Raw genomic sequence first — 26,559 nt, 5'->3', positions numbered from 1 at the left:
TTTTTTTTTTTTTTTTTGTTTTTGGGGCCGGCGGGGGGGGGGGGGGCCCCCCCCCCCCGGGGGGGGGGGGGGGGGGGGGGGGGGGGGGGGGGGGGGGGGGGGGGGCCCGGCGCCGGCCCCGACGACCGGACCATGCTGGTCAGCCGCGTACCCGACGTCGACGCCGCCTACGCCGCCTGCCTGGCCCACGGCGCCACCCCGGCCGGCCCGCCGGCCGACCGCCCCGAGTGGGGCCCGACCCTGCGCAGCGCCCACGTCCGCGACCCCGAGGGCAACCTGTGGGAGCTCCAGTCGTACTGACTGACGTGACCGCCCTGCGCGCCCCGCCTTCCCGGCCCGCGTGGTGCCCACTCCTGAGCCCTCCGGCTCACTAGGCTGCGGTGCCGTGCCTACCGCGCCCACCGACCCCGCGCCCACCGACCCGATCCGCGTCCCCGACCTTTCGGACCGCCCGCACCGGCTGTCCGTGGAGCGCGCGATGATGACCGATACGCACACGGTCTACGTGGCGTGGACCGAGCAGTTCGACCGCTGGTTCGCCGCTCCGGGCTCGGTGGCCATGACAGCCGAGGTGAACGCACCGTTCTTCTTCGAAACGGAGTCCGCGCAGGAGCCGGGCACACCGCCGACCCGGCACCCGCACTACGGCCGCTTCCTGCGGCTGGAGCCCAGCCGGCTCGTGGAGCTCACCTGGGTGACGGGCCGGGGCGGCACGGAGGGCGCGGAGACGGTGGTCACCCTCCAGATCGCCCCACACAAGATCGGCATGCACCTGCGGCTGACGCACGCGGGGTTCTACGACGAGGCCACCCGCGACCGGCACGAATCGGCCTGGCACCAGATCCTGGCGCACCTGGACGAGGTGCTCACGGGCTCGGCGTGAGGGCGCCCGAGTCTGCGCCTGCGCCTTGAGCACCAGGCCGCCTCCACCGCACGGGGGAGGCACCTCGCCCCGGCGGACGACGTACGGACCGCCGCCGCTCGCGAGGATCGAAGGGCAGCCGGATCTGCTTCCGGACCTCCTTCGATCGATCGGAGCATCACCGTGCGACGCAGCAGCAAAACCGTTCGGATCGCCGCCCTCGTCGTCCTGGTCACCGCCCTGGCCGTGCCCGCGGCCGGCGCCTCGGCCGCCACCCCTGCGCCGCCTCCGGCGGCGGAGACCACCGCCCACATCAAGGGCTGGGCGCGCCTCGAATACCCCGAACCCGCCGACGACATCCAGGTCACCGTCGACGCGCGCGGCACCTACACCAAGGACAGCCCGTGGTTCCCGGTGAAGTCCGAGGGGACCCTGCGCCTCTCCCACACGATGGTCCGCCCCAACGGGGTATCGCGTACGTACTGGGCCGACATGGAGGTCGACTGCGTGACCAAGGGCGGCCCCAACGCGACGGTGACCGGCCGGGTCGTCGCCGCCAGCAACAACCCGAAGGACGCCGACTTCCCCATGGACGACCCCCTCCAGGCAATGCTGAAGGACCACGTCCGCATGGGCATGAGCTTCTACGTCCCCGGCAAGGGCGGCGGCCCGGCCCGCGTCGGGCTGTCCGGGGCGGCGGACATGACCTTGTCGAAGTGCATGGCCCCGGCGCCGTTCGACAAGGCCCTCAAGGGCGGCTTCACCCTCAAGTGATCACCGGGCGGGGCGGGCCGTGCCGTTGGGGCGGCCGCGGCCGTCACAGACAGGCCCAGACCGTCTTCCCCGGATACCCCGCCGGCCGCGGCCCGACTCCCCACTCCCGCGCCACGGCCGCCACCAGCAGCAGCCCCCGCCCGCCCTCCGCCGACCACGGATCGGCGGGCGCGAGCACCTCGGGCGGCCCCTGCTCGCCCCGGGCATCGCTCACCTCGACCCGGACCCGCCGACCGTCGTACCGCAGCACGACCTCGAAGTCCCGCCCGGGCACCAGCCCGTGCACCACGGCGTTGGCGGCGAGCTCGGCGACGACGAGCTCGACGTCCTCGGCGAGGGCACAGCCGTACGGGATCCCCCAGGCGGCCAACTGCGCCCCCACCAGGCGCCGGGCGAGGCGGGCGCCGCGGGGGGTGGCGCTGAGGCGCTGGCGGAACTCCGGGGGGTGGGGGGACTCGCTGACCTCCCTCTCCGCGTGCTTCTCACGTCGCGATGCAATGTCACCCAGTTCAGTCGTCACATCACCGAGCGTGTCCGGTTCCCCGTACGCTTTCCAGAAGCGGCGGCGCTACGGTGAAGAGCTGTAGGAGCGACGCCTGCTGTGTGTACGGCCCGTACGGACGAGGGCGGTTCAGCCGATGAACGACCTGTCAGACCGCGAGGAACAGCCGGAGCGACCAGTGGAGGTCGACGGCACCGCGTACCTCTTCAAGGCGCTCGGAAGAATCATCAAGGTGCTGCGGGAGCGCGCCGGCCTCCAGCAGAAGGAACTGGCCGGGCTGGTACACGTGGGCGAGGACCTGGTGTCCTCGATCGAGCGCGGCGTCCGGACCCCACAGCCGGACTTCCTCGAGAACGCCGACCGGGTCCTGGAGGCGGGCGGCGTCCTCCGGGCGGCGATCCCGGACGTGAGGGAGGCGCTGAAGAGGGCGCGGACGCGGCATCCGGATTGGTTCCGGGACTATGCGAAGGCCGAGGCGGAGGCCAACGCCTTGCACTACTACGCGCATCAAGGCGTCCCTGGCATGCTGCAGACGGAGAACCACGCACGCGCCATCTTCACGAGGCGGCGTCCGCTCTTGTCCGAGGCGACGATCGAAAAGCGCGTGGCCGACCGGCTGGCCCGGCAGGAGATCTTCGATCGCTGGCCCTCACCCACGTTCAGCTTTGTCCTTGATCACGGTTTGCTGATGCGTGCGGTCGGTGGACCGGCCGTCCACGAGGAGCAGCTGCGCCGCTTCCTGGACATCGGCCGTCTGCGAACCGTTGAGCTTCAGGTGATGCCGTTTGACCGCGGCGAACACCCTGCGATGGAAGGCATGTTCACCCTTCTCAGCCCCAAGGGACGGCAGCAGGTCGCCTACACCGAGACATACAACCATCCCAACCTAATCACCGACCCTGAACAGGTACGGATCTACGCCGAGCGCTATGGGATCATCCGGGCACAGGCGCTCACGCCGGACGAGTCCCTGAACTTGATCGAGAAGATGCTGGGAGAGCGATGAAAGCCACCGACCTGGCCTGGTTCAAGAGCAGCTACAGCGGCGGCGAGGGCGGAAACTGCGTCGAAGTCGCCTACGCCTGGCGGAAGTCGAGCTACAGCGGCGGCGAGGGCGGTGAATGCGTCGAGGTGGCTGCCTGCGCCCACACCGTCCACGTCCGGGACTCGAAGCTGGCCGGAAGCCCGGAACTGGCGGTGGCCCCCGAGGCCTGGACCGCGTTCCTGGACGGCGTAACGGTTTAGCGGCATCCGAGCCGAGCGGCGTCGGAGGAGTGTCCGGGGGCGTCCCGGCCGCCCATTGTCCTTCCGGTGCGGGCCGGCCTCTCAAGGGCGCTCCCTGCGGTCGCGTCGCTTCGCGATGTCGCTCCGCTCCACCCTTGACAGACCGGCCCGCCCCGGAATGCCAAAGAGCTGCCGGGAAGCCCCCGAAGGATGGCCAGGGGGAACGATTGAAGGACTGCCCTCGTCAGAGAGGACAGTCGGGGTCGGGAAGTGCAGAATCCTTCCTCCCGGAACCCCCACCCTCCCCCGCCCCCGGGCATCCGGGAAGCCGAGCCACCAAGCCCCGTAACCGGGCCCTCTCTGGAGCCGACGGGCCCCAACCTGCACCAGGCATCAATCAGATGACCATCAGGAGCGGGAGCGCCCGAAATCGCTACGCGCTCCCCTTTTCTCGGCGTCCGACGGCCGTCTGTGGCTGGTACGCGTAGAACCACTACGCGCTGTCCCGCGCGCGTGTTCGGGAGTTGGGGCGTCGTCGCACTCGTTCCCCTCATCGTCCGAGAGGGTTGGGACCGGTTTCCCGTTCTGTCAACTGTGATCCCTTGACCCTCCAGCCACTGCCTCGGGAGCATCGAACCGCAGCACTCCACTGTGCGGAGAAGGGACTGAAAGTCGTGAAGGTGACCAAGCTGATCAGCAGCTGTGATCTCAAGGACTGTCCGACGATCTATGCCACCGACAGGGGGACCTACCTCGTCCAGGGAGAGACCCCCACTGGCCACGGGTTGATGATTCCCGCTCACGAAACCCTCGTGGAGATCCCCGCCGGGCTGATCAAGAAGGCCATTGCCGATGGCCTCATCTAGCACCTTCGTTGAACTCTTCGAGCGGTTCCGGCACGAGGCCTTCCGTCTAGAGACGCTGGACGACTACAGCGGATCCGGCAACGTCGACGCCTTCCGTGCGTTCCAGGCCGGTCAGGAGAAGCCGGAGGGGTACAACGCCGACTGGGTGGAAGAGCTCCGTAGGCACACGCACCAGGGCAAACGGGTGTACCGCGTGCACGTCCTCAAGCGTCCGCTCACGGAGTACCTCCGCTTCGAACTGGGCTGGGGGTACAGGACGAACATCACCGGTGGGGAAGAGTTCTTCATCCTGGACGTGACGGAAGCGCCCAATCCACTGCACGGCGTCCCTGATTTCTGGCTCTTCGATTCCAGGGACACCGCTGTCATGCGGTACGACGCTACCGGGACGTTCATCGGAGCTGACATCCTCACCCCGTCCGAAGCAGCCGCGTATACCACCCATCGGGAAACGGCGCTTGCGCATGCGGAGCCGTTCGCGGATTGGTGGGCCAAGTACGGCGAGTGAACAGATTGCAGCTGGGGTCCGCGCTGCGGGCACTGCGAGAGGCATCCGGTAAGGAAGCCAAAGCGGTGGCCCGCAGCGCACTCATGTCTCCGTCCAAGCTTTCCAAGATTGAAAACGCCAACCTCCTTCCGAGCGTTATGGATGTCGAACGCATCCTTACCGCCATCGGCGTCTCTGACGCTATCAAGGCCGAGTACATGGAAGCGGCCCGCGCAGTGACCACGGAGGCCACGGCTTGGCGCCTCCTCAAGCGCGCCGGTATCCACAAGGGCCAGCAGGCAGTGAAGGCCCTAGAGGCCCAGATGGCCATGCTGCGGCTGTTCCAACCTGCTCTGGTGCCCGGACTACTGCAGACGCCCGAGTACATCCGGGCCGTTCTTCAGCGGCATAACCTGAGCGAAGATGCGCTCATCCGCACCATCAACGGGAGGCTTGAACGGCAGGCCGTGCTGTTCGACAGCACCAAGGAGCTGCGATTCGTCATCACGGAACCCGTGCTTCGCTGGCGCATCGTCTCGCCGCGCATGATGGCTGCACAGATCGACCGGATCGTTTCCGTGTCCCGACTCGCCCACGTGGACATCCGAGTGGTGCCGCTCGCTGCCCCTCAAGCGGATATCGCCAACCATGCTTTCGTCATCCGAGATGATCGGATGGTGACTGTCGAGACCGTGCATGCCGAGATAGTCGTAACGGAACCACGCGACGTTGACCTATACGTTCGGAAATTTGAAAGCTTCAAGGAAGGCGCCCTGTCGGGGGACCGAATGCGGCGGTTCCTTGAAGGAATCAGAGACGGGTTCTTGATGGAACGGGAAACCGGCAGGGAAATTCCTTAGGAATCGGGAATCATTGGTGCTGACACAACGGGGGCGACGTGAAGGCGGACCATGACGAAGAAGAAGGCGCCGGACTACGGCAATGCCACCTGGGAGTACGTCACCTACGCCCCACGGGGAAGCACGTGCTCCGCCTGCCTCCGCGAAGTCAGGGCCATGGAACCCGTCCGTCGTGGGGCCTTCGAGCGCGCGCCGGGCAACCCCGTCGTCGTCTACCGGCACGCCGAACACTGCCCCCGCGGGGCAGGGGCGTAGACGACTCCCGGAGTGCACGACGCCCGAGGACCGGCGCGAACGCGCCTGCACCAGCTCCCCCGGCCCCCCACATCTGGAGAGAGGAAATCTGACGTGATGACGATGCCGGCACTCCACGCCGAATTGCGGCGGGGACGGGATCTCGTCAGCCCTGAGCTGTTCGAGAAGGTGTCCGAGTTCTGCGCGGAGGAGTACGGGCACGAGTTGTCCTTCGCCCGCGCGATCGTGGACCAGGCGCTTGCCTTCCTCAAGGTCATGGGTGACACCCGTGCGTTCGACATGACCCCCTCGACCACTGTCGACCCCGGCTGGCACTCCTTTGCCCTCCACACCACGGCCTACGCGGCGTGGTGTCAGGAGCAGTTCGGCTACTTCCTCCACCACGAACCGAAGGCCACCGTCCGCACGCGTCCCTTGATCGGCTCCGTGATGGAGAGGCTCAACGCGGCCGGGTTCTACGTCGATGACCGGCTGTGGGGCGCCGTCAAAGAGTGCAACCCCCCAGCCTGCTGCGGCGACGGCGACGGCTGCTGAACCACCTCGGTCCCCACCCATGCCCACCCCTTACGAGGGCATCACCGGGCGCGGCCGAGTCACGGTCTTCCACATGTTCGGAACCGTCTTCGGCTATGCCACCCACCACTTGGACGCGCGGCAGATCGGGGACGTCGGCGTAGTCGGTCCCTTGACGCCGGGTGCTGACTGGGAGCACCTGTGGCAGCTGGCCCGGAACTCTGGACGGCCCTCCGCGACCGACATCGAGCTGGCTCAATGGATCCTGATCCAGGCCACCCGTGCGTTCGTCTGCGGCAGCGGCCGTATCGCACAATTCCGACAGCAAGGATGGAAGCTGGAGCCCGGAGGGAAGCAGGTCAGCTTCCCCACCACCTACGCCAACCGCGATCACCTGTGGTCAGGCAACCTGACGGTGGACGGCCTCACCCACGACCAGGTAGCCGAACGATCCCCGCAGACGCCGAGATAGCGGCTGCTCGTAGCGATCCGTTGCGCTACCAGCCACAGACGGCCGTCGGACGCCGAGAAAAGGGGAGCGCGTAGCGATGTGGGGCGCTCCCCGCCCCCGACGGTCATCTCATGGACGTCTGGTGCGGGTTGGAGCCCCTCGGCTGCGGAGATGGCCCCTTTTGTGCGCCTGGGGGCTCGGCTACCCGCATGCCCGGTGCCGGGCCAGAAGGTGGTCCTGGAAGGAAGGATTCTGCACCTGGGGCGGGGGAGTGAGGTCTCTGGCGAGGGCCGTCCTTGAATCGTTCCCCCTGGCCATCCTTCGGGGGCTTCCCGGCAGCTCTTTGGCATTCCGGGGTGGGCTGGTCTGTCAAGGGTGGCCGTAGGCCATCGCGAAGCGACGCGACCGAAGGGAGCGCCCTTGATAGGCCGGCCCGCACCGGAAGGACAATGGGCGGCCGGGACGCCCCCGGACACTCCCCGACCCCGGTCCACCGTGACCCCGCCCCTCCGGGGCACCGCCCGGCAGGGCGCCCCGGCCCGACCGTGACACGGCCCGACGAGCACCGCCCGGCAAGGGTGCTCCGGTCCACCGTGACCCCGCACCCCCCGGCTCTGCCGCGGCTTCCTACCCCTCCCCCGCCGCCACCAGAACCTTCGCCAGTTCAACCGGGGCGGAGAACATCGGCCAGTGGCCCGTGTTCAGGGTGGTCAGGGTCCAGGTGTCGCTCCGGAGGAGCTCGGTGGCCGCCGGGCCCGGGTCCTCGCCGTCCAGCAGGCACTTCACGTACACCGCCGGGAGCTCGCGCAGCGAGCGGGCCAGGATCGCCGGCTCGGTCAGGGTCGCCCCCGGGTGCGGGGTGGCGCCGGCCACGATGCGGGCGATCGCCGCATCGTCCAGTCCCTGGCCCGCATAGTCCTCCGGCCCTGGCGGCGGCCAGTGGCCTCCGCCCGCCTCGATCGCCGCCTCGACCATCGCCCGCCCCTCCGGCCAGCCGGCGACGAACGACTCCCCGTCCACCGGGACGCTCGCGTCGACGAAGACCATCCGGGTCAGGCGGTCGCCGATCAGCTCCGCCGCCTGGCCGACGGGGATGCCGGAGTAGCTGTGGCCGACCAGGACCACGTCGCGCAGGTCCAGGCGCTCCACCTCGCCCACGATGTCGTGCACGTGTGTCTGCTGGCCCGCCCACGCGCCCGCCGCTGCTCGCTCGGCGAGGCCCGACAGCGTCAGCGGGTACGCGCCGTGCCCCGCCGCCCGGAGCTCCGCCACCACCGCGTCCCAGGCCCATGCCCCCAGCCATGCGCCGGGTACGAGTACGAAGTTGCTCATGGCCGCACCGTACACGATCATGCGAACATCCGTTCGAACCAACGCTCATTCACCGTCAGGGCAGGCCCGTGTCCCCGAGGGCAGCCTGCCGTCGACCAGGAAGTGGTCGACGTAGCCGCGCACGCAGCGCGAGGCGGTGTAGCCGGTGTGGCCGTCGCCCTTGTGGTCCAGGATCACGGCCGAGCCCAGGCGTTCGGCGGTCTCCTCGGTCCACACGTACGGGGTGGCCGGGTCGCCGCGCGTACCGACGAGCAGCATCCGCGGGGCGCCCGGCCGGTCGATCCGGCGGATGAAGTCGGTGCCGGCGGGGCGGCCGTAGCAGGACAGTACGGTCATCAGCTGCCGCGGCCCGAAGATCTCCGATGCCCGGCGGAACTCCTCGCGCAGGCCTTCGATCTGCTTCTCGACGGCGGCCGGGTCGGCCTTGTCCTGGCTGCGGTCCGGGTCGTCCGCGCAGTTCACGGCGGCGAGCGCAGCTGCTCCGTTGTCGGCGGGGACGAGTTCTGCCGCGCCGGAGTCGGCCGGAGCCGGCTCCGGGCCGTCGGGGGTGCTGAGGCGGAGCAGCCCGCCGGGGTCGCCCTTGCGCTCGACGTCGGCGAGGGCCCGGGCGAGGTCGGGCCACGTCCGCTTCGAGTAGAGGGCGGCGGAGAGCGCGTCGACGGCGTTCTCGCCGGTGAAGCGGGCGCCGTCGGCGTCGACGAGGGGGTGGGCGTCGAGGTGGGCGACGAGGGCCGCGGCCTCCTCCTTGGCGGTACGGGTGTTCGTGCCGTAGACGCAGCCTTCCTCGCGGTGGGTGCACCAGGTCAGGAAGCGGTTCAGGGCCTCCTGCTGGGCGCGCGCGGAGACCAGGGCCTGCTCGGTGAGGGACTCGCCGAGGGTGTCGACGCCGTCGAGGACCATGCGGCCGACGCGGTGGGGGAACTGGGCGGCGTAGACGGCGCCGAGCCGGGTGCCGTAGGAGAAGCCCAGGTAGTTGAGCTTGTCGTCGCCGAGGGCGCGGCGTGCGAGGTCCATGTCGCGGGAGACGTTGACGGTGCCGATGTACGGGAGCACCGGGCCGGAGGCGCGCTCGCAGCGCTTGACGGCGGCCCGGAGCGCGGCGAGCTGCGCGGCGGCGTCGGCAGGGGCCGCAGCCGAACCGGTGCCGCTGCCGGTGCCGGAACCGGGGTCGAGGGAGCCGCCGCAGCTGACGGGGGCGCTGTGGCCGACACCGCGGGGGTCGAAGGCGACGAGGTCGTAGTGCTCGCCGAGCTCGGCGTACGGCTTGGGGTCGGCGGCGAGGGCCTCGATGCCGGAGCCGCCCGGCCCGCCGAAGTTCAGCACCAGCGAGCCGAGCCGCCGGCCGCCGGGGGCGGTGGCGGGGATCCGGGCGAGCGCGATGTCGAGCGTCCCCTTGCCGGGATGGTCGTGGTCCAACGGCACGGTCAGCTTCCCGCACCGCATCCCGTCGGGCACGGGCTGCACGGGACACGGACCCCACCGGATCCGGGGGGCCGCGGGCTCGGAGCGGGCCGCGTCCGGCCCCCGCGGCCCCGGCGAGGCGCGCGGCCCCACCAGGCCGCCGGGCGCGGTCGGCAGGCAGGCGAGGACGAGCAGACAGGCCGCCCCGACCGCAGCGCCACCACGGGCCCGGGGCCGACGGCACACAGGCGGACAGGAAGGGGACCGCGAACAGGAACGGGACCAGGAACGGGAGCAGGAATGGGAACGGGAACGGGAACGGGAACGGTGCACGGCAGCACCCTCCTCGGGCGGCCCCCCGAACCAGTCAGCCCACCATAAGCGCCCCCGCCCCTCCCCGCCCCCGGGAGCCGTGGCCCCGGGAGCCGTGGCCCCGGGGCGGGGCCCCGGGGCCGGGGCTCAGCGTTCGGGTGTCTTCAGCATGAAGGTGAAGTCGCCCGACTGCTTGCCGTTCAGCCGGACCGCCGAAACGAGCCTCCCCTCCGCGACCAGGCGCAAGACCTCGGCCCGCGGGAGACCGCAGCCCTCGGCGATCAGCCGCACCGGCCGGACGGGGATCCGCGCCGCGAAGCGGACCGAGACGTCGATCACGTCCCGGTCCAGGGGGTCCGATCCGCCGGTCTCGAGGCGCCAGGCACCGTCCCAGTCGAGGGCGATGCGGTTGCGGCGCTGTACGACCGGGTCCTGGAGCAGCTCGGCCGCCAGGCCCGGGTCGTTGTCGTGCATCCGGTCCAGCAGCCCGGGTCGTACGGAGCGCACGTTCACCCGCTCCAGGACGGTGAGTTTCGCCGTGTCCCCGCAGGCGGTGCAGAGCACGAGGATCCAGGCGTCGAGGAGCTTGTGGTGTGCGTTGACGCGGAATTTGCCGTTCGGCCGGAAGCGTTCGGATGCGCAAGCGTGGCAACGGCGGCGAACGGTAGGCAGGCAGGTGGGCATGACCACCCAGTTGTTGAGCACAGAAGTACACCGGTTCCAGTGAGAAGTCCGCAGCAAAAAGCAGCGCGGCGCACAGGCGCGACGCGCGACAGATCAGCTCTCGGGGGGTCTCACACGGTGTACAACGGCACGTCCTTGCCTGGACAACTCGGTTCACCAGCAAGGTAATCGCGCCAGGCACTCCTGCTCCACCGGTTTTCGCACGCACCGCCTCGGATGAGGGCCGCCGGATCAGGGCCGCCGGATCAGGGCCGCCGGTACAGGGCCTCGATGTCCGCCTCGTGGTCGCGGGCGATTGCGGCGCGGCGGAGTTTCAGGGACGGGGTGAGGTGCCCGCGGGCTTCGGTGAACTCGCCGGGCAGGACGGCGAAGCGCCGGATCGACTCCGCCCGCGACACGAGGCGGTTGGCCTCGTCCACCGCCCGCTGGAGGTCGGCCAGCAGGTCCCGGTCGTGGACGAGCTCCCGCACGGGCACGCCCTCCTTCTTCCGCATGGCACGCCAGTGGGCGAGCCCGTCCGGTTCGAGGGTGATCAGGGCGGCCACGTACGGCCGGTTGTCGCCGACGACCATGCACTGGCCGACCAGGGGGTGGGCCCGCAGGCAGTCCTCCAGCGGGGCCGGGGCCACGTTCTTGCCGCCGGAGGTGATGATGAGGTCCTTCTTCCGGCCGGTGATCGTCAGGTACCCGTCGGCGTCGAGCTCGCCGATGTCCCCGGTGGCGAGCCAGCCGCTGCCGCCCTGCGTGCCGTGCTCGTACGCCGTCGGCGCGTTCCAGTACCCGGCGAACACGTGCCGTCCGCGCAGCAGCACCTCCCCGTCGTCCGCGATCCGCACGGCCGTGCCCGGCAGCGGCCGCCCCACGGTGCCGAGCCGCGGCTGCTGCGGCGGGGTGACGGTGCTGGCGCCGGTCGTCTCCGTGAGCCCGTACCCCTCGAAGACCTCGATGCCGGCTCCGGTGTAGAAGGCGGCGAGCCGCCGGCCCAGCGGTGAGCCGCCGCTGATGACGTACCGCACGCGCCCGCCGAGCGCGGCCCGGATCCGCCGGTAGACCAGCGGCTCGTACAGGGCGCGGGCGGCCCGCAGCCCGAGCCCCGGCCTGCCTCCGCCCTCCAGCACCTCGGCGTACCGCCGGGCGATGCGCGCGGCCCGGTCGAAGGAGGCGGCGCGGCCCATCCGCTCGGCGGTGGCGCGGGCGGTGTTGTGGACCTTCTCCAGGACGTACGGGATGGCGAGCAGGAAGGTGGGCCGGAAGCCGGCCAGGTCGGCGAGCAGGTCCTCGGTGCTGATGCTGGGCGCGTGGCCGAGCTTGACGCGGGCGCGCAGGCAGCCGACGGCGACCATGCGGCCGAAGACGTGGCTGAGCGGCAGGAAGAGCAGCGTCGAGGCAGGGTCCTTGCTGACGGACCGGAAGACGGGGTACAGCAGTTCGACCGCGTTGTCGGCCTCGGCGAAGAAGTTGCCGTGGGTGATCACGCAGCCCTTGGGGGTGCCGGTGGTGCCGGAGGTGTAGATGAGGGTGGCGACGGAGTCGGGCGTGCGGGCGGCGCGGCGGGCGTGGACGACGGCGTCGGGAACCTGCTCGCCGGCCTTGGCCAGGCGGCCCATGGCCCCCGTGTCGAACTCCCACAGGTGCACGAGCCCCGGCAGGTGCGCCCGCTCGGCGCTGACGATGCGGGCCTGGGCGGTGTCCTCGACGGCGCAGGCGACGGCGCCGGAGTCCTGGATGATCCAGCGGGCCTGGAGGGCGGAGGAGGTGGGGTAGACGGGTACGGTGACGAGCCCGGCGGCCCAGGCGGCGAAGTCGAGCAGGGTCCACTCGTAGGTGGTACGGGCCATGATGGCGAGCCGGTCGCCCTCGCGCAGCCCCTCGGCGATGAGGCCCTTGGCGACGGCCATCACCTGGGCCGCGAACTCGGCGGCGGTGATGTCGCGCCAGGTCCCGTCGGGCTCCTTGCGGGCGAGGACCGCCGTGCCGGGGGCCTCGCGGGCGTTGTGGAAGGGGATGTCCCCGAGGGAGCCGCTGCCCGGCACGGCGACGAGCGCGGGCACCTCCACCTCCCGGACCACCCCGTCGACGACGGTCTTCAGGGGCTCGACCAGCTTCGGCTGCGACTGGGCATCCACGGCGCTCTCCTCCGCTCGACTCGGGAGTTACCGCCGGTAATCTACGTACGGGTAACCCGGCTGGCCACCCCCCGACCAGGCCGATTCACCGAACCCGGCCGTTTCGTTCACGCCCGACCCACGAACCGGATCACCTCGTGGGCCTTCCCTGCCGCACCGGAGCCGCGTCGACCTCCACGAACTCGTGTGAAACATTGTCGGGCGGCCGTCGCGTCGATGGGGTGAGACGACGCGAGGGGGAGTACATGCGGCAGGGTCGCAGAGACGGGTTCCGTGAGTTCGCGGAAGCCAGGTCGGGGCACCTGTACCGGTCGGCTTGTCTGCTGGCCAGCGGGGACACCCACCTCGCGGAGGACCTCGTACAGGAGACCCTGGGCCGGATGTACCTGCTCTGGGGGCGCATCTCCCGTATCGACAATCCGGCGGCGTACGCGCAGACGGTGCTCGTACGGGCCTTCCTGACGCACCAGCGCCGGCGGTCGGCGGGAGAGCGTCCGGTCGGGCAGTTCCCCGATCCGGGAGCGGCCGCCGCCGGCCCCGGCGATCCCGCGCTGCGGCTGACGCTCCTGGAGGCGCTGGGGCGGCTCGCGCCCAAGGACCGGGCGGTGCTCGTGCTGCGGTACTGGGAGGACCGCAGCGTCGAGGAGACCGCCGACGCGATGAACACCAGCTCGGCGGCGGTCCGTACCCGGACCTCGCGGGCGCTCGGCCGGCTCAGGGAACGACTGGGCGGCAGCGTCACCGAGTTCGCGGGCCTCTGAGCAGCGGAAAACGCCGGCCTGCCTCGTGCGGCCCGCCGGTTTGGTCCTCTTCACAGCCCTGAAAGCGGAAGGTTTGGTTGCCCATGCCCTTTGAAGACGAGCTCGGCGAAGCCCTCCGGCGTGCGGGGGACGGTTTCACGACCGACCGGCACGCCCTCGTGGAAGCCGGTGAACGGCGCGGACGGCGGCTCGTGGCCCGCCGCCGGGCCGCCGTGATCGGCGGATCGGTCCTGTCCCTGGCCCTGATCGGCGCGGCCGGCGCGTACACCGGCGGCCTGCTCGACGGGCCGGAACGGCTGGACGTCGCGGCGCCGCCGACGCCACAGGCCGGACAGTCCGGCAAGAACGGCGGCCCGGACGCGCGCAAGCCCAGCGGGACCGGTGCGGTCAGCGGTACACAGATGGTCGCGATCCTCAAGGAGCTGCTGCCGCCCGGGGACTTCTCGCCCGACAATGTGTCGGGCACGGAGACGTCGACCCCCTCCGTCGGCGGCGTGTACGACGACGGCAAGGGCAAGTCGACGATCCTGTTCGGTCTCGGCCGGGTGGACCCGGACGGGTTCAACACCCGCCAGTTGACCGAGTGCGGGGACAAGAACCTCCAGGAGTACGACGACTGCACGGTGGAGCAGTTGCCGGACGGCTCCAAGGTGCTGGTCGAGCAGGGCTACGAGTACTCGGACCGCCGCGCGAACACCAAGGTCTGGCGGGCCACGCTGGTGACCCCGCAGGGCTTCCACGTGCAGGCGTCGGAGAACAACTCCCCGGCGGAGAAGGGCGCCGGCACGTCCCGGACCAACCCGCCGCTGACCCCCGCCCAGTTGAAGGCGGTGGTCACCTCGGACAAGTGGCGCCCGGCGCTGAACGACCTTCCGGCGGCCGACGAGGAAGGCTTCCGGCCCGGACCCTCGACGCCGCTGCGGGACAAGGAGGGCCTGGAGGCGCTGGAGGGCCTGGTGGCCAAGTACGGGATCCCGGTCGCGTCCAAGGGCGGAGAGCACGGGTACGGCTACGTCGTCCTCGACGACGGCAAGGGCACGTCCCTGGTCCAGGTCAACGTCGTCGAGGACCACGGCGCCGCGGACTTCCCGGACGGCCACGAGGCCCCGCTGGCGGACGGCACCCGGGTGAAGGTCACGCAGCGGCCCGCCGAGAAGGGCAAGGGCGTCGTCGAGTGGACCGTGGACACCCTGCGCAAGAACGGGCTGCGCGTGACGCTCACCGCCTACAACACCGCCAACATCAGCGGCGGGGCCACCCGCAAGGCGCCTGCTCTCACGCTGGAGCAGATGAAGGAGCTCGCGACCGCCCCGGCCTGGAACCGGGACCGGAACTAGACGGTCAGGGGATCCGCCGGATGGCTCCCGGGTTGTTGTACGAGAACGTCCGCGTCACCACCCGACCAGGGCCGCGGCGACCCGGACCTCGCCCTCCCGGGACCGATCCAGCGATGGGGGCCGGTGGGGGTGGGTTGGGGCGGGTCTTTCCCCGGTTCCTTCACCTCTTTGACGTCCGCCTCCACCGCATCGCGGCACCCCGCGTCCCGGTTGCGCCGAGAAGGGCGGTCATGCGCCGACGCGGGTGCAGACGTGTACCGACTCGCTGTTGTGGCCGTCGTTGTGGACGATCCGCAGGACGTTGTCCTTGTACGTCACGTTCAGGTGCTGGCCGTCGCCCGTGCCCTTCATCCCCGGCGGCTTCCAGGGCAGGGAGAGCGAGACCGTGTCCCCGACCGTCGCCGGGACGGTGAGGGCCTCCCCGCCGCTGAGCTTCTTCAGCTCCTTGTCGCCCTCGAACACGTCGCAGCGCAGGTGGCCGCCGCGCAGCAGCCAGGATCCGGTCCAGGTCACGGAGGTGCCGTCGGCGTCCCAGACGAGGGTGAAGCCCCCGTTCCCGCCGGGCGGCGCGGTCACCGTGGCGGTCCCGTGCACCGGCTTGCTGCCCGGCGTGGTCGATTCGATCTTCCAGGCGCCCCCGATGAACGCGTCGAAGGCCCGGTCGAGGGTGGACTTGGACGGTGCCGGACGCGGAGCCGCCGACGAGGCAGTGGAACCCCCCGGGGCCGCCCCCGTGGCCGGGTCGGAGCCCAGGGCCGGCGGCGTGGCCGGCAGGGCGTCCTTGCCCTTGCCGCCGCACGCCGCGACCAGCGAGGCCCCGACCCCGATGGCGAGGTAGCGCAGGGCGTTGCGCCGCCCGATCACCTGCGCCGCAGCGCGGATCTCACGTACCGTCATGTCTCCCCTGTACAACCGAAGTTGATCAACGGTTGATCAACAGCGATCGACTATAGAGGAGCCCTCCGGGGGCGCTCGGAACCGCATGCTCCCCTTCGCCGTCCCCGGTCACGGAAGCAACACCGGGGACGGGAGCACCATGGCCTTTCGGCGCGAGAGCATCGACCTGCCCGAGGACCGGGGATGCCTGCGGTGGGTGCTCGGGGTGCCGCTCGGGCTCGTCCACCTGCTGAACGCCGGCGCCGTCTTCGCGGCCCTGTACGCGGGACCGCAGGGCGCATGGGACCACCAGGGCCACGCGGCCGTCGGCGCGATGTGCCTCGTCTCGATGTTCCTGAGCGCGCTGGGCCTGCTGATCACCCTCATTCCGGGCGTGCGCCGCGCCGTGGGTCTGTGGTGGCTCGCCCCGCCCGTACTTCTCGGCCTGACGGCCTTCCTGCGCGGCGAGACGCTGGGCTGAGCACGGGGAGCGGGGCACCGCGTCGGGGAACGCCGCAGCCCCCGCCCTGAGGGAGGGGCGGGGGCTGCGGCTTCCGGTCGGCGGCGCCCGTCAGGCGGCGGCCACCACCGGGGCGCGGTCGTCCAGCGGCGAGGACGAGGCGGCGTCGTAGGCCTTCCGGTCCAGGATTCCCTCGCGGGCCGCGACCACGACCGGGACCAGGGACTGGCCGGCGACGTTGGTGGCGGTGCGCATCATGTCCAGGATCGGGTCGATGGCCATCAGCAGGCCGACGCCCTCCAGGGGCAGGCCGAGCGTGGAGAGGGTCAGGGTCAGCATGACCGTGGCGCCGGTGAGGCCGGCGGTGGCGGCGGAGCCGACGACGGACACGAAGGCGATCAGCAGGTAGTCGGTGATCGTCAGCTGCACGTCGAAGATCTGCGCGATGAAGATCGCGGCGAGGGCCGGGTAGATCGCGGCGCAGCCGTCCATCTTCGTCGTCGCGCCGAACGGGACGGCGAAGGAGGCGTATTCCTTCGGGACGCCGAGCCGCTCGGTGACCTTCTGGGTGACCGGCATGGTGCCGACCGAGGACCGGGAGACGAAGGCGAGCTGGATCGCGGGCCAGGCGCCCTTGAAGAACTGGATCGGGTTGACCTTGGCGACGGTGGCCAGCAGCAGCGGGTACACGCCGAACATCACGAGCGCCGAGCCGAGGTAGACGTCGGCGGTGAAGGTCGCGTACTTGCCGATCAGCTCCCAGCCGTAGGAGGCGATCGCGGTGCCGATGAGGCCGACGGTGCCGATGGGCGCCAGGCGGATGACCCACCACAGGGCCTTCTGCAGCAGTTCCAGTACGGACTCGGCCACGTTGAGGACGGGCTGGGCCTTGGCGCCGAGCTGGAGGGCGGCGATGCCGGCGACGGCGGCGATGAAGACGATCTGGAGGACGTTCAGCTCGGTGAACGGCGTGACGATGTCCTTCGGCACGATGCCGGTCAGGAAGTCGATCCAGGAGCCGGTGCGCTTGGGCAGCTTGCCGTCCTGCGGGGTCAGGCCGGTGCCCGCCCCGGGGTTGGTGAGCAGGCCGATCGCGAGGCCGATGCCGACGGCGATCAGCGACGTGATCATGAACCAGAGCAGCGTGCGCGAGGCGAGGCGGGCGGCGTTGTTGACCTTGCGCAGGTTGGTGATGGACACCAGGATCGCGAAGAAGACGAGCGGGGCGACGGCCAGCTTCAGCAGCTGGACGAAGATGTCGCCGACCTTCTCCAGCGTGGTGGCGAGCCAGCTGACGTCCTGGCTGCGGGCGAGCCAGCCGAACAGGACGCCGAGCACGAGACCGGTGACGATCTGGGCCCAGAAGGGGAACTTGAAGGAGGCCTTGGCGGTGGCGGCAGCGGGAGCCGGGGCCTGAGGGGTCGCGGACACGGACACTCTCCGGGGGGTCATGCGCAAAGAGGAAAACGGGGGATGGAAGAAGGCGGGGTCAGCGACAGCCGCAACAGGCCGCGGACACGCGGCGGCAGAGGTCGACGTGCAGGCGCGCCACGAGCGGGATGCCCGTGGTCATTCGGTGCGCAACTGTGGTCAACATGTTTGACACGCTAACACTTTCCCTTTGAGAACCTCAAAGCCATACTTTGACCCAGAGCCCTCCCGGCTCCCCTCCTCCGGCAGCGGACAACGCAAAGCGCCCCGGTCCACGGGGTGTTCCCGTGGGCTGGGGCGCTCGGCCGTGTGAGGAAGCTAACCTACGCGCGGGCCGCGTCGTCCGCCGCGTCCTCCTGGGCGCGGTTCGCGGCGAGCTTCTGCTTCGCGCCCGCCACCCGCCCGGCGATCTGCTCGGACATCTCGTCGCGCTGCTTGCGCAGCAGGACGAAGGACAGCGGCGCGGAGAGCACCAGGGCGAGCAGCACGACCCAGGCGAAGTTGGCGTCGCCCAGACCCGCGGGCACCCAGCCCACGTGGACGAGGGCGGCCACCAGGACGAGGCATCCGACGAAGATGCCCAGGCGCATCGCGGTGTAGCGGATCGTCGCGCTCGGCTTGAAGGACACGGTGACCCCTTCTCTGTCGTCGGTACTCGCGTCACGTGCCCGTCCAGTGAAGCACGACCGGAGCGCGGTCAGCGCCGCCGGGGGTCATCTTCGGGCACGAGCCGCAGATCGGACACCGCGCGGGGTGCCGCGCCCGCGCCGCCCCGCCTCAGTGCAGCGGCAGGAGCATCGTGATCTCGTCGCGGTCGTCGCCGGGGGCGACGCGGACGGCGTCGGGGACGCGGCCGACCTCCTTGTAGCCGCAGGCCGCGTAGAAGTGCTCCAGGCCGAGGCCGCCGCGGCAGGCGAGCCGGACCGCCTCGACGCCGTCGAGGGTGCGCGCGGCGTCGGCCACGGCCTCCATCAGGGCGCGGCCCGCACCCCGGCCCTGGAGGGCGGGGTCGACCATGACGGTGTAGGCCCAGGCCCAGTGGCTCATCAGCCGGTGCGTGTTGAGGGCGAGGAAGGCGCAGGCGCGGACCCCGCCCTCCGCGTCCCGCCCGACGACCAGGCGGTGGCGCCCCTCGGCCATGGCGACGAGGTGCTTGACCATCTCCGGGCGGATGTCGTCGGCGGTGACCGGCGCCACGAACCCCACCGCGCCGCCGGCGTTGGTGACGTTGGTCCAGAGCGCGACGATGCCCTCGCGCAGGGCGGGATCGACGACCGGATCGAAGGTGAAAGTAAGAGTCACAGGCCGAGGTTATCTATTACGGGCGCTGCTCGGCAACGGCCATCCGCACACCCGCACCGGCCCGGGGCCGCACCCGCACGAAGGCCCCGGTCCTGCTGGACCGGGGCCTTCCACCGACTGCTGACGCGCCGACTACCGACGTGCCGCCGTCACACGCGCATCGCCTGCGGCGACTCGCGCAGGCTCGCGTCCGGGCCGGGGTACTCGCGGATGATCTCGTAGCGCGTGTTGCGCTCCACCGGCCGGAAGCCCGCCTCGCGGATCAGGTCCAGCAGGTCGTCGCGCCCCAGCTTGTTCGGCGTGCCGTAGTTGTCCGCGTCGTGCGTGATCTTGTACTCGACGACCGAGCCGTCCATGTCGTCCGCGCCGTGCTGCAGCGCCAGCTGGGCGGTCTGCACGCCGTGCATCACCCAGAACACCTTCACGTGCTGGATGTTGTCGAACAGCAGGCGCGAGACCGCGAAGGTCTTCAGCGCCTCCGCACCCGTGGCCATCGTCGTGCGGGCCTGGAGGGTGTTGCGGACCTTGCCGTCCTTCATGTCCACGAAGTCGTGCTGGTACCGCAGCGGGATGAAGACCTGGAAGCCGCCGGTCTCGTCCTGGAGCTCGCGTAGCCGCAGCACGTGGTCCACGCGGTGGCGCGGCTCCTCGATGTGCCCGTACAGCATCGTGCACGGGGTCTTGAGGCCCTTCTCGTGCGCGAGGCGGTGGATGCGCGACCAGTCCTCCCAGTGGGTCCGGTGGTCGACGATGTGCTGGCGGACCTCCCAGTCGAAGATCTCCGCGCCGCCGCCGGTGAGCGACTCCAGGCCGGCCTCGATCAGCTCGTCCAGGATCTCGGACGCCGAGAGGCCGGAGATCGTCTCGAAGTGGTGGATCTCCGTCGCCGTGAACGCCTTCAGCGAGACGTTCGGCAGCGCCTCCTTCAGCGCGGAGAGCGAGCGCGGGTAGTAGCGCCACGGCAGGCTCGGGTGCAGGCCGTTGACGATGTGCAGCTCGGTGAGGCTCTCGCTCTCCATGGCCTTGGCCAGGCGCACGGCCTCCTCGATGCGCATCGTGTACGCGTCCTTCTCGCCCGGCTTGCGCTGGAACGAGCAGTACGCGCACGAGGCGGTGCACACGTTCGTCATGTTGAGGTGGCGGTTGACGTTGAAGTGGACGACGTCGCCGTTCTTGCGGGTGCGCACCTCGTGGGCGAGCCCCCCGAGCCAGGCCAGGTCGTCGGACTCGTAGAGGGCGATGCCGTCCTCACGGGTGAGCCGCTCGCCGGAGCGGACCTTCTCCTCCAGCTCACGCTTGAGCCCAGCGTCCATCGGCCGGTCGCCTCCTCTTAGGTTCCTGCTGTCCAGCTCTGCCTGCGGGGCGCCCTGTGGGGCGCGCCCGACCCTGCAACCGTACTCTCAGCGCTCCTCGGGCAGTTCGCCGACCCGGTTCTCCCACTTCGTGGACAGCACGATGGTGGTGCGGGTGCGGGAGACGCCCTTGGTGCCGGAGAGCTTGCGGATGATCTTCTCCAGGCCGTCCACGTCGCTGGCGCGGACCTTGAGCATGTAGGAGTCGTCGCCGGCGATGAACCAGCAGTCCTCGATCTCCGCGAGGTCGCGCAGGCGGCGGGCCACGTCCTCGTGGTCGGCGGCGTCGGAGAGGGAGATGCCGATCAGCGCGGTGACGCCGAGGCCGAGGGAGGCCGCGTCGACGGTCGCGCGGTAGCCGGTGATGACGCCGGCCGACTCCAGCCGGTTGATCCGGTCGGTGACGGAGGGGCCGGACAGGCCCACGAGCCGGCCCAGCTCCGCGTACGAGGCGCGTCCGTTCTCCCGGAGTGCCTGGATGAGCTGCCTATCCACCGCGTCCATCTGTCTGGACCCTTCTATTGTTCGGCGATCCCGCAAGTTTACGTATAGAATCAAAGGCGCACAGGGTCAACACCCTGTGAATCTTTCAACAGATCAATGACGATCTTCAGGAGTGGTTCACCCGTGTACACGATCGAGATGGCCTACGCGCACATGCGACAGCTCCAGGAGCTGGCCAACCGATCCCGCACCGACCAGCCCGCCGCCGCCCACCGCGTGGACAGGACCCGCAAGCCGCACACCCCGAAGAAGCGCTCGCGCTAGTCACCGCTTGCCTCCCGGGGGCGGGAGCCACCGAGCTCCCCCTCCCACCGGCGGTACAGCCGGTGCGGCACCCCTGCCGCATCCAGCACCCGCCCCGCGACGAAATCCACCAGGTCCTGGATGTGCGTCGCACCCGCATAGAACGCCGGAGAGGCGGGCAGCACGACCGCGCCCGCCTCGTCCAGCGCCACCAGGTGCTTCAGCGTCTGCCCGTTCAGCGGGGTCTCCCGCACCGCGACCACCAGCCGGCGCCGCTCCTTGAGCGTCACGCTCGCGACGCGCTGCAGCAGGTCCTTCGACAGCCCGAGCGCCACCCCCGCCACGCAGGCCGTGGACGCCGGCACGATCAGCATCCCCTTGACGGGGTACGAGCCCGAGCTCGGCCCGGCCGCCAGGTCACCCGCGGCCCAGTACCGGACGTCCCCGTCCGGCACCCGGAACGCCCCCGGCTTGCCGTCCGCGCCGCGGGCCAGCCACTCCCGCAGGTCCTCGCGCCAGTGCGCGTCGCGGAAGGCGATCCCGGTCTCGTCCAGCAGGGTCAGCCGCGAGGCCCGGCTCACCACCAGGTCCACACTCTCGCCCGCCGCCAGCAGCCCTCGGATCACCGAAGCCGCGTACGGCGTCCCGGAAGCCCCGGAAACCCCCACCACCCAGGGGGTGCGCTTGCGCTCAGTCATGGCTACGAGACTATCCGGCCACGCCCGGCGGGCACTCGCCAAGGTCTCCCGCCGCCGCCCGACCCCGCGCCGGCCGGCCCCGGTCAGCTGACGGCCGAGGGGTCCACCGGCAGGGCCGCGGTGTCGATGCGCAGCGTGCCGATGCCCGTCTCGACGGTCAGCGCCTGCCCGTACGGGATGGTGTCCCGGCCCCGGTAGCCGTCCGGGCCGGGGTTCCACAGGGTCACGCAGTGCGCCTTGTACGGGTCGAAGATCAGGTAGTGCGGGATCCCGCGCCGGGCGTAGGCCTCGTCCTTGACCTCGTAGCCGTTGCGGATCGTGCTCGGCGAGACCACCTCGATCGCCAGCTCGATCAGGTCGGGCGAGTAGGCGCTGAGGTTCTTGGCCACTTCGGCGGCCGGGATCACGGCGAGGTCGGGGCAGAACTCGTTGTCGCCGTCGAAGGGGACCGCGACATCACTGAGGAAGCCCCACTCGTCGGGCATCTGGGGCTGCAGTGCGCTCCACAGGTGCCAGATGGTGGCGTTGTGGTGCGGCTTCAGCGGACTCATCACGATGGCGCCCTCGACGATCTCCATCCGGTAGCCCGGGAACATGTCCTCGAACCGGCTGAGCTGTGAGTGCAGGCGGTCGCTCTCCGAGATGGTCACGTCGGCCTCCCTGTCCATGCACTCGATGGTAGGCCGCACGGTATCCGCGCGGGCAGGCCGCGCGCGGCGGGATCCCGCGCGGCTCACACCATCGAGCTAGGGCGTCAGGCCCCGCAGGACGAGGTCCAGGAGGGCGCACACGAAGAGTGCGATGCCGATGAAACCGTTCACCGTGAAGAAGGCGCGGTTCAGGCGGGACAGGTCGTGCGGGGTGACGATGGTGTGCTCGTACAGGAACGCCGCCACCACGACCACCAGGCCGGTCCAGAACGGCACGCCCGCACCCGTGGCCACCGCGTACCAGGCCAGCAGGGCCGTGGTGACGACGTGCGCGCCGCGGGCTCCCCACAGGGCCGCCGGGACGCCGAAGCGGGCCGGGACGGACTTGACGCCGTCCGCCCGGTCCGCGGCCACGTCCTGGCAGGCGAAGATCAGGTCGAAGCCGCCGATCCACACGCCCACCGCCAGGCCCAGGATCACCGCGTCCCAGGACCAGGCCCCGGTGACGGCGAGCCAGGCCCCGACCGGGCCCATGGCCTGGGCCAGGCCCAGGATGGCGTGCGGGAAGTTCGTGAACCGCTTGCCGTACGGGTAGACCACCATCGGGACCACCGCGACCGGGGCCAGGGCCAGGCACAGCGGGTTCAGCAGCGCCGCCGCCCCGAGGAACACGGCCAGCGCGATCCCGGCCCCCGTCCACGCCGAGCGCACGGACACCGCGCCCGTGACGAGCTCGCGGCCCGCGGTGCGGGGGTTGCGGGCGTCGATCTCCCGGTCGATGATCCGGTTCGCGGCCATCGCGAAGGTCCGCAGGCCCACCATGCAGACCGTGACGAGCAGCAGCTCGGTCCAGTGCACGGTGCGGTCGGCCTGGAACATCGCGGTCAGCGCGGCGATGTAGGCGAAGGGCAGCGCGAAGACCGAGTGCTCGATCATCACGAGCCGCAGGAACGCCTTGACCTTCCCGGGTGCCTGCGGCGCGGACCCGGGTCCGATGACCCCGTCGGCGGTGGTCGTCATGCCAGGCTCCTGCGGAAGGCTTCGAGGTCGTTCGCGAGGTCGGCCGCCGGCAGGGCGCCGAGGTCCAGGGTCCGGGCGGTGTCGTCGTCGTGGCCCTCGGGCGGCGTGATGTGCGCGGTGACCAGCCAGCAGTCGCCGGACGGGCGGGCGTCGAGCCGCAGGAAGTTCCCGGCTTCGGCGGTGAACGGCTCACCGGCCGCCAAGGCGCGCTGGAGCTGCTCCGCGAAGTCGTCCGCCTCGATGTCCCGCGCGCCGGGCAGCTCGAAGCCGTCGCCCTGGCCGTCCGCCTCGTACATCAGGGCCCAGGTGTCCCCGGACCCCGCGAACTCCTCCGGGCTCACGCCCGCCTGCTCGGCGGCGAGGAGCACGCCGGGCTGCGCGGGGTCGATCTCCGGGCGGGCCAGGGCGACGTACCGCGCCGCGGTGCCGAGGAAGAACTCCGGGCCGCCCACGTCGATGGGGCTCACAGGCCGTACTCCTTCCAGCGGCGGTCCACGAGGGCGGCCGTGGCCGGGTCGGACTCGACCATGTCGGGCCAGCCGCCGTCGCGGGTGTAGCCCTCCTCGGGGAGCTTCTTCGTGGCGTCGATGCCGGCCTTGCCGCCCCAGAACTGCTGGTACGAGGCGTGGTCGAGGTGGTCGACCGGGCCCTCGACGACCGTGAGGTCGCGGGAGTAGTCGGTGTTGCCCAGCGCCCGCCAGGAGACCTCGTGCAGGTCGTGGACGTCGCAGTCCTTGTCCACCACGATGATCAGCTTGGTCAGGGACATCATGTGGGCGCCCCAGATGGCGTGCATGACCTTCTGGGCGTGCTTGGGGTACTTCTTGTCGATCGAGACGATCGCGCAGTTGTGGAAGCCGCCCGACTCCGGCAGGTGGTAGTCCACGATGTCCGGCACGATGATCTTGAGGAGGGGGAGGAAGAAACGCTCCGTCGCACGGCCCAGCGGGCCGTCCTCCGTCGGGGGGCGGCCGACCACGATCGACTGCAGGAGCGGGCGCCTGCGCATCGTCACGCAGTCGATGGTCAGCGCAGGGAAGGGCTCCTGCGGCGTGTAGAAACCGGTGTGGTCGCCGAACGGGCCCTCGGGGAGCATCTCGCCCGGTTCCAGCCAGCCCTCCAGGACGACCTCCGCGTTGGCCGGGACCTGGAGCGGGACCGTCTTGCAGTCCACCATCTCGATCCGCTTGCCCGCGACGAAGCCCGCGAAGAGGTACTCGTCGATGTCGCCCGGGAGCGGCGCGGTGGAGGCGTACGTCACCGCCGGCGGGCAGCCGAAGGCGATCGCGACCGGCAGCCGCTCGCCCCGCGCGGCGGCGACGGCGTAGTGGTTGCGGCTGTCCTTGTGGATCTGCCAGTGCATGCCGATGGTGCGCTTGTCGTGGCGCTGGAGCCGGTAGAGGCCGAGGTTTCGGACCCCGGTCTCGGGGTGCTTGGTGTGCGTCAGGCCCAGGTTGAAGAAGGAGCCGCCGTCCTTGGGCCAGGTGAAGAGCGCCGGGAGGGCGTCCAGGTCCACGTCGTCGCCGGTGAGGACGACCTCCTGGACGGGGGCGGCGTCGCCCTTCACCTTCTTCGGCGGGACGTGCACCATCGAGCCGAGCTTGCCGAAGGCCTCGCGGACCCCGATGAAGCCCTGGGGCAGCTCCGGCTTGAGCAGGCCGCCGATCTTGTCGCTGATCTCGGCGTACGACTTCAGTCCGAGGGCCTTCAGCAGGCGGCGGTCGGTGCCGAAGACGTTCATCGCCAGGGGCATCGAGGAGCCCTTGACGTTCTCGAAGAGCAGGGCCGGACCGCCGGCCTTGTTCACTCTGTCGACGATCTCCCCGACCTCCAGGTACGGGTCGACTTCGGCCTTGATGCGCTTGAGGTCGCCCTCCCGCTCCAGAGCCCGGAGCAGCGAGCGGAGATCGTCGTAAGCCATAGGGGCCAGTATCCGTCACCGGCTAACCTGGCGGTGTCACCGGGGCCCTACGCGGGTCCCCCGCCACTGCCGGGGAGTCGGTCCCACACCGTGCTGCGCTATCTGCCGTTCCTGCTGATCATCGCGCTGACCATCTACGCCTTCATCGACTGCCTGAACACCCCCGAGGAGGAGGTCAAGCACCTGCCGAAGGTGGTGTGGGTGCTGATCATCCTGCTCTTCTCGATCGTCGGCCCCGTGGTGTGGCTCTTCGCCGGCCGGCAGCGGGCCGCGGTGGGCGGCGGGGCGCGCCGGACGCAGTGGGTGGCGCCCGACGACAACCCGGAGTTCCTGCGGTCCCTCGGCGAGGACCGGAACCGCGACGACAAGGACCGCAGGGACGGCGGCGACAAGGACGACCGGTCGTCATGACCTGAGCCGGACGCCGGCTGCAGACGTCAGCTGCAGGAGAGCGTGAAGTCCTGCGGGTCCGTTGCGTTGCCCGCCTTGAGCACTGCGCTGACCCTCGGCGGCGGGTCCGTGGCCGCCGCGCGGGTGGGGGACTTCACGACGAAGTTGACCGTCGCGGTTTCAGGGGCGGTGAACTTGACGTCCGGCTGGGTCTGCCGGCCCTGGCCCGACCACGTGTACTCGACGGTCCCGGTGCCCGTACCGATGAGCTTGCCCTCGAACGTGACGTTCTGCGGCACCGTGCAGTCGACCTTGGGCGTGGCGGTCGACACCTTGGTGATCTGCACTTCCGAAATGCGGACGTTCACGGGCGCGACCCTGGCCGGCTTCTCACAGGCGACCTGCTGCTGCCCTTGGTGGCGGCCGCCTCCGAAGAACACCGTGTAGGTGCCCTTCTTGACGTCCTGCTCGGTGAAGGCGCCCTGAGCGTCGACGGTCCGTTGGAAGTTCTCCGCGCCCTTCACCTTGACCCGCTGGCCCGAGGGGAACCCGGCGAGCGTCAGGTCGAATTCCACCGGATTCGTGCCGGGAGCCACCACGAGTTTGCAGACGGCTGCGGCCGGCGCCGCGGGCGCCCGTTCGACGGGGGCGGCCTGAGCAGCCGCCACCGGGGGCGCGGCGAGCGCGGAGGCGAGGAGCGGGACCAGAAGTGCGGGGCGAGCATGCGGATTCATGCGTTCCCTCCTTACCGGGAAAGCATTGGCGAGTGGGACGGACGTTGAGGGGGACAGCCGTAGCCGTCGGGGCGCACGCCACGGCCGCGTGGGTGGGGGGCCCGGGTAACGGGGGCGTGGGCGCGGCGTCTTCGCCGACCGGTCCCCCGATTCCGGCCCTGCGGCGCGATCGGCTTCGCGGATCGCGCGCCGTGGACGTCCTTTTTCAGGTTAGTCCCGTCGTCCGGGACC

At 70.7% G+C, this 26,559-nt stretch carries 33 protein-coding genes; 16 read left to right on the top strand and 17 right to left on the bottom strand.

Annotated elements, in window-relative coordinates; translation table 11 throughout:
- The first annotated feature begins 132 nt into the window (after positions 1-132).
- From AB0953_RS33530 to AB0953_RS33520, 3 genes are all read left to right on the top strand, one after another.
- Positions 133-300: a VOC family protein gene (locus AB0953_RS33530; RefSeq protein ID WP_366863373.1), complete on the top strand. Its 168-nt coding sequence runs from the start codon at positions 133-135 to the stop codon at positions 298-300.
- Positions 301-385: 85 nt separating this feature from the next.
- Positions 386-883 carry an SRPBCC domain-containing protein gene (locus AB0953_RS33525; RefSeq protein ID WP_366863372.1) on the top strand — a complete coding sequence of 166 codons (498 nt, stop codon included), beginning with the start codon at positions 386-388 and terminating at the stop codon, positions 881-883.
- Positions 884-1,045: 162 nt separating this feature from the next.
- The gene (locus tag AB0953_RS33520; RefSeq protein ID WP_366863371.1) at positions 1,046-1,636 is read left to right on the top strand and encodes a hypothetical protein; all 591 of its coding nucleotides are present in this window, start codon (positions 1,046-1,048) and stop codon (positions 1,634-1,636) included.
- 43 nt (positions 1,637-1,679) lie between these two features.
- Here the strand turns inward: AB0953_RS33520 and AB0953_RS33515 are convergent, their stop codons facing one another.
- Positions 1,680-2,156: an ATP-binding protein gene (locus tag AB0953_RS33515; RefSeq protein WP_366863370.1), complete on the bottom strand. Its 477-nt coding sequence runs from the start codon at positions 2,154-2,156 to the stop codon at positions 1,680-1,682.
- A 118-nt stretch (positions 2,157-2,274) separates the two neighbouring features.
- On the opposite strand from AB0953_RS33515, the gene AB0953_RS33510 reads away from it, so the two are divergent.
- From AB0953_RS33510 to AB0953_RS33475, 8 genes are all read left to right on the top strand, one after another.
- Positions 2,275-3,144: a helix-turn-helix transcriptional regulator gene (locus AB0953_RS33510; RefSeq protein ID WP_366863369.1), complete on the top strand. Its 870-nt coding sequence runs from the start codon at positions 2,275-2,277 to the stop codon at positions 3,142-3,144.
- Positions 3,141-3,383, top strand: coding sequence for a DUF397 domain-containing protein (locus AB0953_RS33505; RefSeq protein ID WP_366863368.1), 243 nt, complete (start codon positions 3,141-3,143; stop codon positions 3,381-3,383). Before AB0953_RS33510 ends, AB0953_RS33505 begins: the two co-directional genes overlap by 4 nt.
- A gap of 653 nt (positions 3,384-4,036) precedes the next feature.
- On the top strand, positions 4,037-4,228 hold the full coding sequence (locus AB0953_RS33500; RefSeq protein WP_366863367.1) for a hypothetical protein: 192 nt from the start codon (positions 4,037-4,039) through the stop codon (positions 4,226-4,228).
- A complete protein-coding gene (locus AB0953_RS33495; RefSeq protein ID WP_366863366.1) occupies positions 4,215-4,736 on the top strand; it encodes a DUF6879 family protein in 522 nt (173 codons plus the stop codon). The genes AB0953_RS33500 and AB0953_RS33495 overlap by 14 nt, the downstream gene beginning before the upstream one ends.
- Positions 4,733-5,575, top strand: a complete 843-nt coding sequence (locus tag AB0953_RS33490) for a helix-turn-helix transcriptional regulator (RefSeq protein WP_366863365.1) — start codon at positions 4,733-4,735, stop codon at positions 5,573-5,575. The genes AB0953_RS33495 and AB0953_RS33490 overlap by 4 nt, the downstream gene beginning before the upstream one ends.
- 51 nt (positions 5,576-5,626) lie before the next feature.
- Positions 5,627-5,830, top strand: coding sequence for a hypothetical protein (locus tag AB0953_RS33485; RefSeq protein WP_366863364.1), 204 nt, complete (start codon positions 5,627-5,629; stop codon positions 5,828-5,830).
- Positions 5,831-5,926: 96 nt separating this feature from the next.
- Positions 5,927-6,364: a hypothetical protein gene (locus tag AB0953_RS33480; protein WP_366863375.1), complete on the top strand. Its 438-nt coding sequence runs from the start codon at positions 5,927-5,929 to the stop codon at positions 6,362-6,364.
- 73 nt (positions 6,365-6,437) lie between these two features.
- Entirely contained in the window at positions 6,438-6,815 is a 378-nt protein-coding gene (locus AB0953_RS33475; protein WP_366863363.1) for a hypothetical protein, read from the top strand.
- Positions 6,816-7,421: 606 nt separating this feature from the next.
- Here AB0953_RS33475 and AB0953_RS33470 read toward each other — a convergent pair.
- The 4 genes from AB0953_RS33470 to AB0953_RS33455 all read right to left on the bottom strand — a co-directional run bounded on the left by AB0953_RS33470 (position 7,422) and on the right by AB0953_RS33455 (position 12,649).
- Entirely contained in the window at positions 7,422-8,126 is a 705-nt protein-coding gene (locus AB0953_RS33470; protein WP_366863362.1) for an alpha/beta hydrolase, read from the bottom strand.
- 45 nt (positions 8,127-8,171) lie between these two features.
- Entirely contained in the window at positions 8,172-9,581 is a 1,410-nt protein-coding gene (locus AB0953_RS33465) for an alpha/beta hydrolase (RefSeq protein WP_366863361.1), read from the bottom strand.
- Between the two features lie 405 nt (positions 9,582-9,986).
- Positions 9,987-10,544 carry a DUF1062 domain-containing protein gene (locus tag AB0953_RS33460; protein ID WP_366863360.1) on the bottom strand — a complete coding sequence of 186 codons (558 nt, stop codon included), beginning with the start codon at positions 10,542-10,544 and terminating at the stop codon, positions 9,987-9,989.
- 224 nt (positions 10,545-10,768) lie between these two features.
- Entirely contained in the window at positions 10,769-12,649 is a 1,881-nt protein-coding gene (locus tag AB0953_RS33455) for an AMP-dependent synthetase/ligase (RefSeq protein WP_366863359.1), read from the bottom strand.
- A 245-nt stretch (positions 12,650-12,894) separates the two neighbouring features.
- Here AB0953_RS33455 and AB0953_RS33450 point away from each other — a divergent pair, with 245 nt between their 5' ends.
- Positions 12,895-13,410 carry a SigE family RNA polymerase sigma factor gene (locus tag AB0953_RS33450; protein WP_366863358.1) on the top strand — a complete coding sequence of 172 codons (516 nt, stop codon included), beginning with the start codon at positions 12,895-12,897 and terminating at the stop codon, positions 13,408-13,410.
- An 83-nt stretch (positions 13,411-13,493) separates the two neighbouring features.
- The gene (locus AB0953_RS33445) at positions 13,494-14,747 is read left to right on the top strand and encodes a hypothetical protein (protein ID WP_366863357.1); all 1,254 of its coding nucleotides are present in this window, start codon (positions 13,494-13,496) and stop codon (positions 14,745-14,747) included.
- A 228-nt stretch (positions 14,748-14,975) separates the two neighbouring features.
- Here AB0953_RS33445 and AB0953_RS33440 read toward each other — a convergent pair whose 3' ends face one another.
- Complete coding sequence (locus tag AB0953_RS33440; RefSeq protein WP_366863356.1) at positions 14,976-15,644, bottom strand: hypothetical protein; 669 nt, start codon at positions 15,642-15,644, stop codon at positions 14,976-14,978.
- Between the two features lie 139 nt (positions 15,645-15,783).
- Between AB0953_RS33440 and AB0953_RS33435 the strand changes: the two genes are divergently transcribed.
- The gene (locus AB0953_RS33435; RefSeq protein ID WP_366863355.1) at positions 15,784-16,104 is read left to right on the top strand and encodes a hypothetical protein; all 321 of its coding nucleotides are present in this window, start codon (positions 15,784-15,786) and stop codon (positions 16,102-16,104) included.
- Positions 16,105-16,194: 90 nt separating this feature from the next.
- On the opposite strand, the gene AB0953_RS33430 is transcribed toward AB0953_RS33435, so the two are convergent.
- The 5 genes from AB0953_RS33430 to AB0953_RS33410 form a co-directional block, all read right to left on the bottom strand.
- Entirely contained in the window at positions 16,195-17,514 is a 1,320-nt protein-coding gene (locus tag AB0953_RS33430; RefSeq protein ID WP_366863354.1) for a dicarboxylate/amino acid:cation symporter, read from the bottom strand.
- Positions 17,515-17,837: 323 nt separating this feature from the next.
- The gene (locus AB0953_RS33425) at positions 17,838-18,143 is read right to left on the bottom strand and encodes a DUF4229 domain-containing protein (protein WP_362174977.1); all 306 of its coding nucleotides are present in this window, start codon (positions 18,141-18,143) and stop codon (positions 17,838-17,840) included.
- 148 nt (positions 18,144-18,291) lie between these two features.
- A complete protein-coding gene (locus AB0953_RS33420; protein ID WP_366863353.1) occupies positions 18,292-18,816 on the bottom strand; it encodes a GNAT family N-acetyltransferase in 525 nt (174 codons plus the stop codon).
- 149 nt (positions 18,817-18,965) lie between these two features.
- A complete protein-coding gene (mqnE, locus tag AB0953_RS33415) occupies positions 18,966-20,129 on the bottom strand; it encodes an aminofutalosine synthase MqnE (protein ID WP_366863352.1) in 1,164 nt (387 codons plus the stop codon).
- 87 nt (positions 20,130-20,216) lie between these two features.
- Positions 20,217-20,672, bottom strand: coding sequence for an Lrp/AsnC family transcriptional regulator (locus AB0953_RS33410; RefSeq protein ID WP_361909695.1), 456 nt, complete (start codon positions 20,670-20,672; stop codon positions 20,217-20,219).
- A 123-nt stretch (positions 20,673-20,795) separates the two neighbouring features.
- Between AB0953_RS33410 and AB0953_RS33405 the strand changes: the two genes are divergently transcribed.
- Positions 20,796-20,936: a hypothetical protein gene (locus AB0953_RS33405; protein WP_366863351.1), complete on the top strand. Its 141-nt coding sequence runs from the start codon at positions 20,796-20,798 to the stop codon at positions 20,934-20,936.
- Here the strand turns inward: AB0953_RS33405 and AB0953_RS33400 are convergent.
- The 5 genes from AB0953_RS33400 to AB0953_RS33380 all read right to left on the bottom strand — a co-directional run bounded on the left by AB0953_RS33400 (position 20,933) and on the right by AB0953_RS33380 (position 25,204).
- A complete protein-coding gene (locus AB0953_RS33400) occupies positions 20,933-21,613 on the bottom strand; it encodes a UbiX family flavin prenyltransferase (RefSeq protein WP_366863350.1) in 681 nt (226 codons plus the stop codon). The genes AB0953_RS33405 and AB0953_RS33400 overlap by 4 nt on opposite strands.
- Before the next feature lie 83 nt (positions 21,614-21,696).
- Positions 21,697-22,281 carry a Uma2 family endonuclease gene (locus AB0953_RS33395; protein ID WP_366863349.1) on the bottom strand — a complete coding sequence of 195 codons (585 nt, stop codon included), beginning with the start codon at positions 22,279-22,281 and terminating at the stop codon, positions 21,697-21,699.
- A gap of 78 nt (positions 22,282-22,359) precedes the next feature.
- Complete coding sequence (gene mqnP / locus AB0953_RS33390; protein ID WP_366863348.1) at positions 22,360-23,283, bottom strand: menaquinone biosynthesis prenyltransferase MqnP; 924 nt, start codon at positions 23,281-23,283, stop codon at positions 22,360-22,362.
- Positions 23,280-23,750, bottom strand: a complete 471-nt coding sequence (locus tag AB0953_RS33385; protein ID WP_366863347.1) for a hypothetical protein — start codon at positions 23,748-23,750, stop codon at positions 23,280-23,282. The genes mqnP and AB0953_RS33385 overlap by 4 nt, the downstream gene beginning before the upstream one ends.
- Positions 23,747-25,204, bottom strand: coding sequence for a menaquinone biosynthesis decarboxylase (locus tag AB0953_RS33380; protein ID WP_366863346.1), 1,458 nt, complete (start codon positions 25,202-25,204; stop codon positions 23,747-23,749). Before AB0953_RS33380 ends, AB0953_RS33385 begins: the two co-directional genes overlap by 4 nt.
- Positions 25,205-25,294: 90 nt before the next feature.
- Here AB0953_RS33380 and AB0953_RS33375 point away from each other — a divergent pair, with 90 nt between their 5' ends.
- Positions 25,295-25,615 carry a PLD nuclease N-terminal domain-containing protein gene (locus tag AB0953_RS33375; protein WP_366863345.1) on the top strand — a complete coding sequence of 107 codons (321 nt, stop codon included), beginning with the start codon at positions 25,295-25,297 and terminating at the stop codon, positions 25,613-25,615.
- A 26-nt stretch (positions 25,616-25,641) separates the two neighbouring features.
- Here the strand turns inward: AB0953_RS33375 and AB0953_RS33370 are convergent, their stop codons facing one another.
- On the bottom strand, positions 25,642-26,328 hold the full coding sequence (locus tag AB0953_RS33370; protein ID WP_366863344.1) for a hypothetical protein: 687 nt from the start codon (positions 26,326-26,328) through the stop codon (positions 25,642-25,644).
- Positions 26,329-26,559 lie beyond the last annotated feature (231 nt).

The sequence above is a fragment of the Streptomyces sp. NPDC046866 genome, assembly GCF_040704625.1.
Classification (GTDB): Bacteria; Actinomycetota; Actinomycetes; order Streptomycetales; family Streptomycetaceae; genus Streptomyces.
Note: the sequence above shows the minus strand (reverse complement) of the source record. Positions and strands in the feature narration are given on the sequence as shown.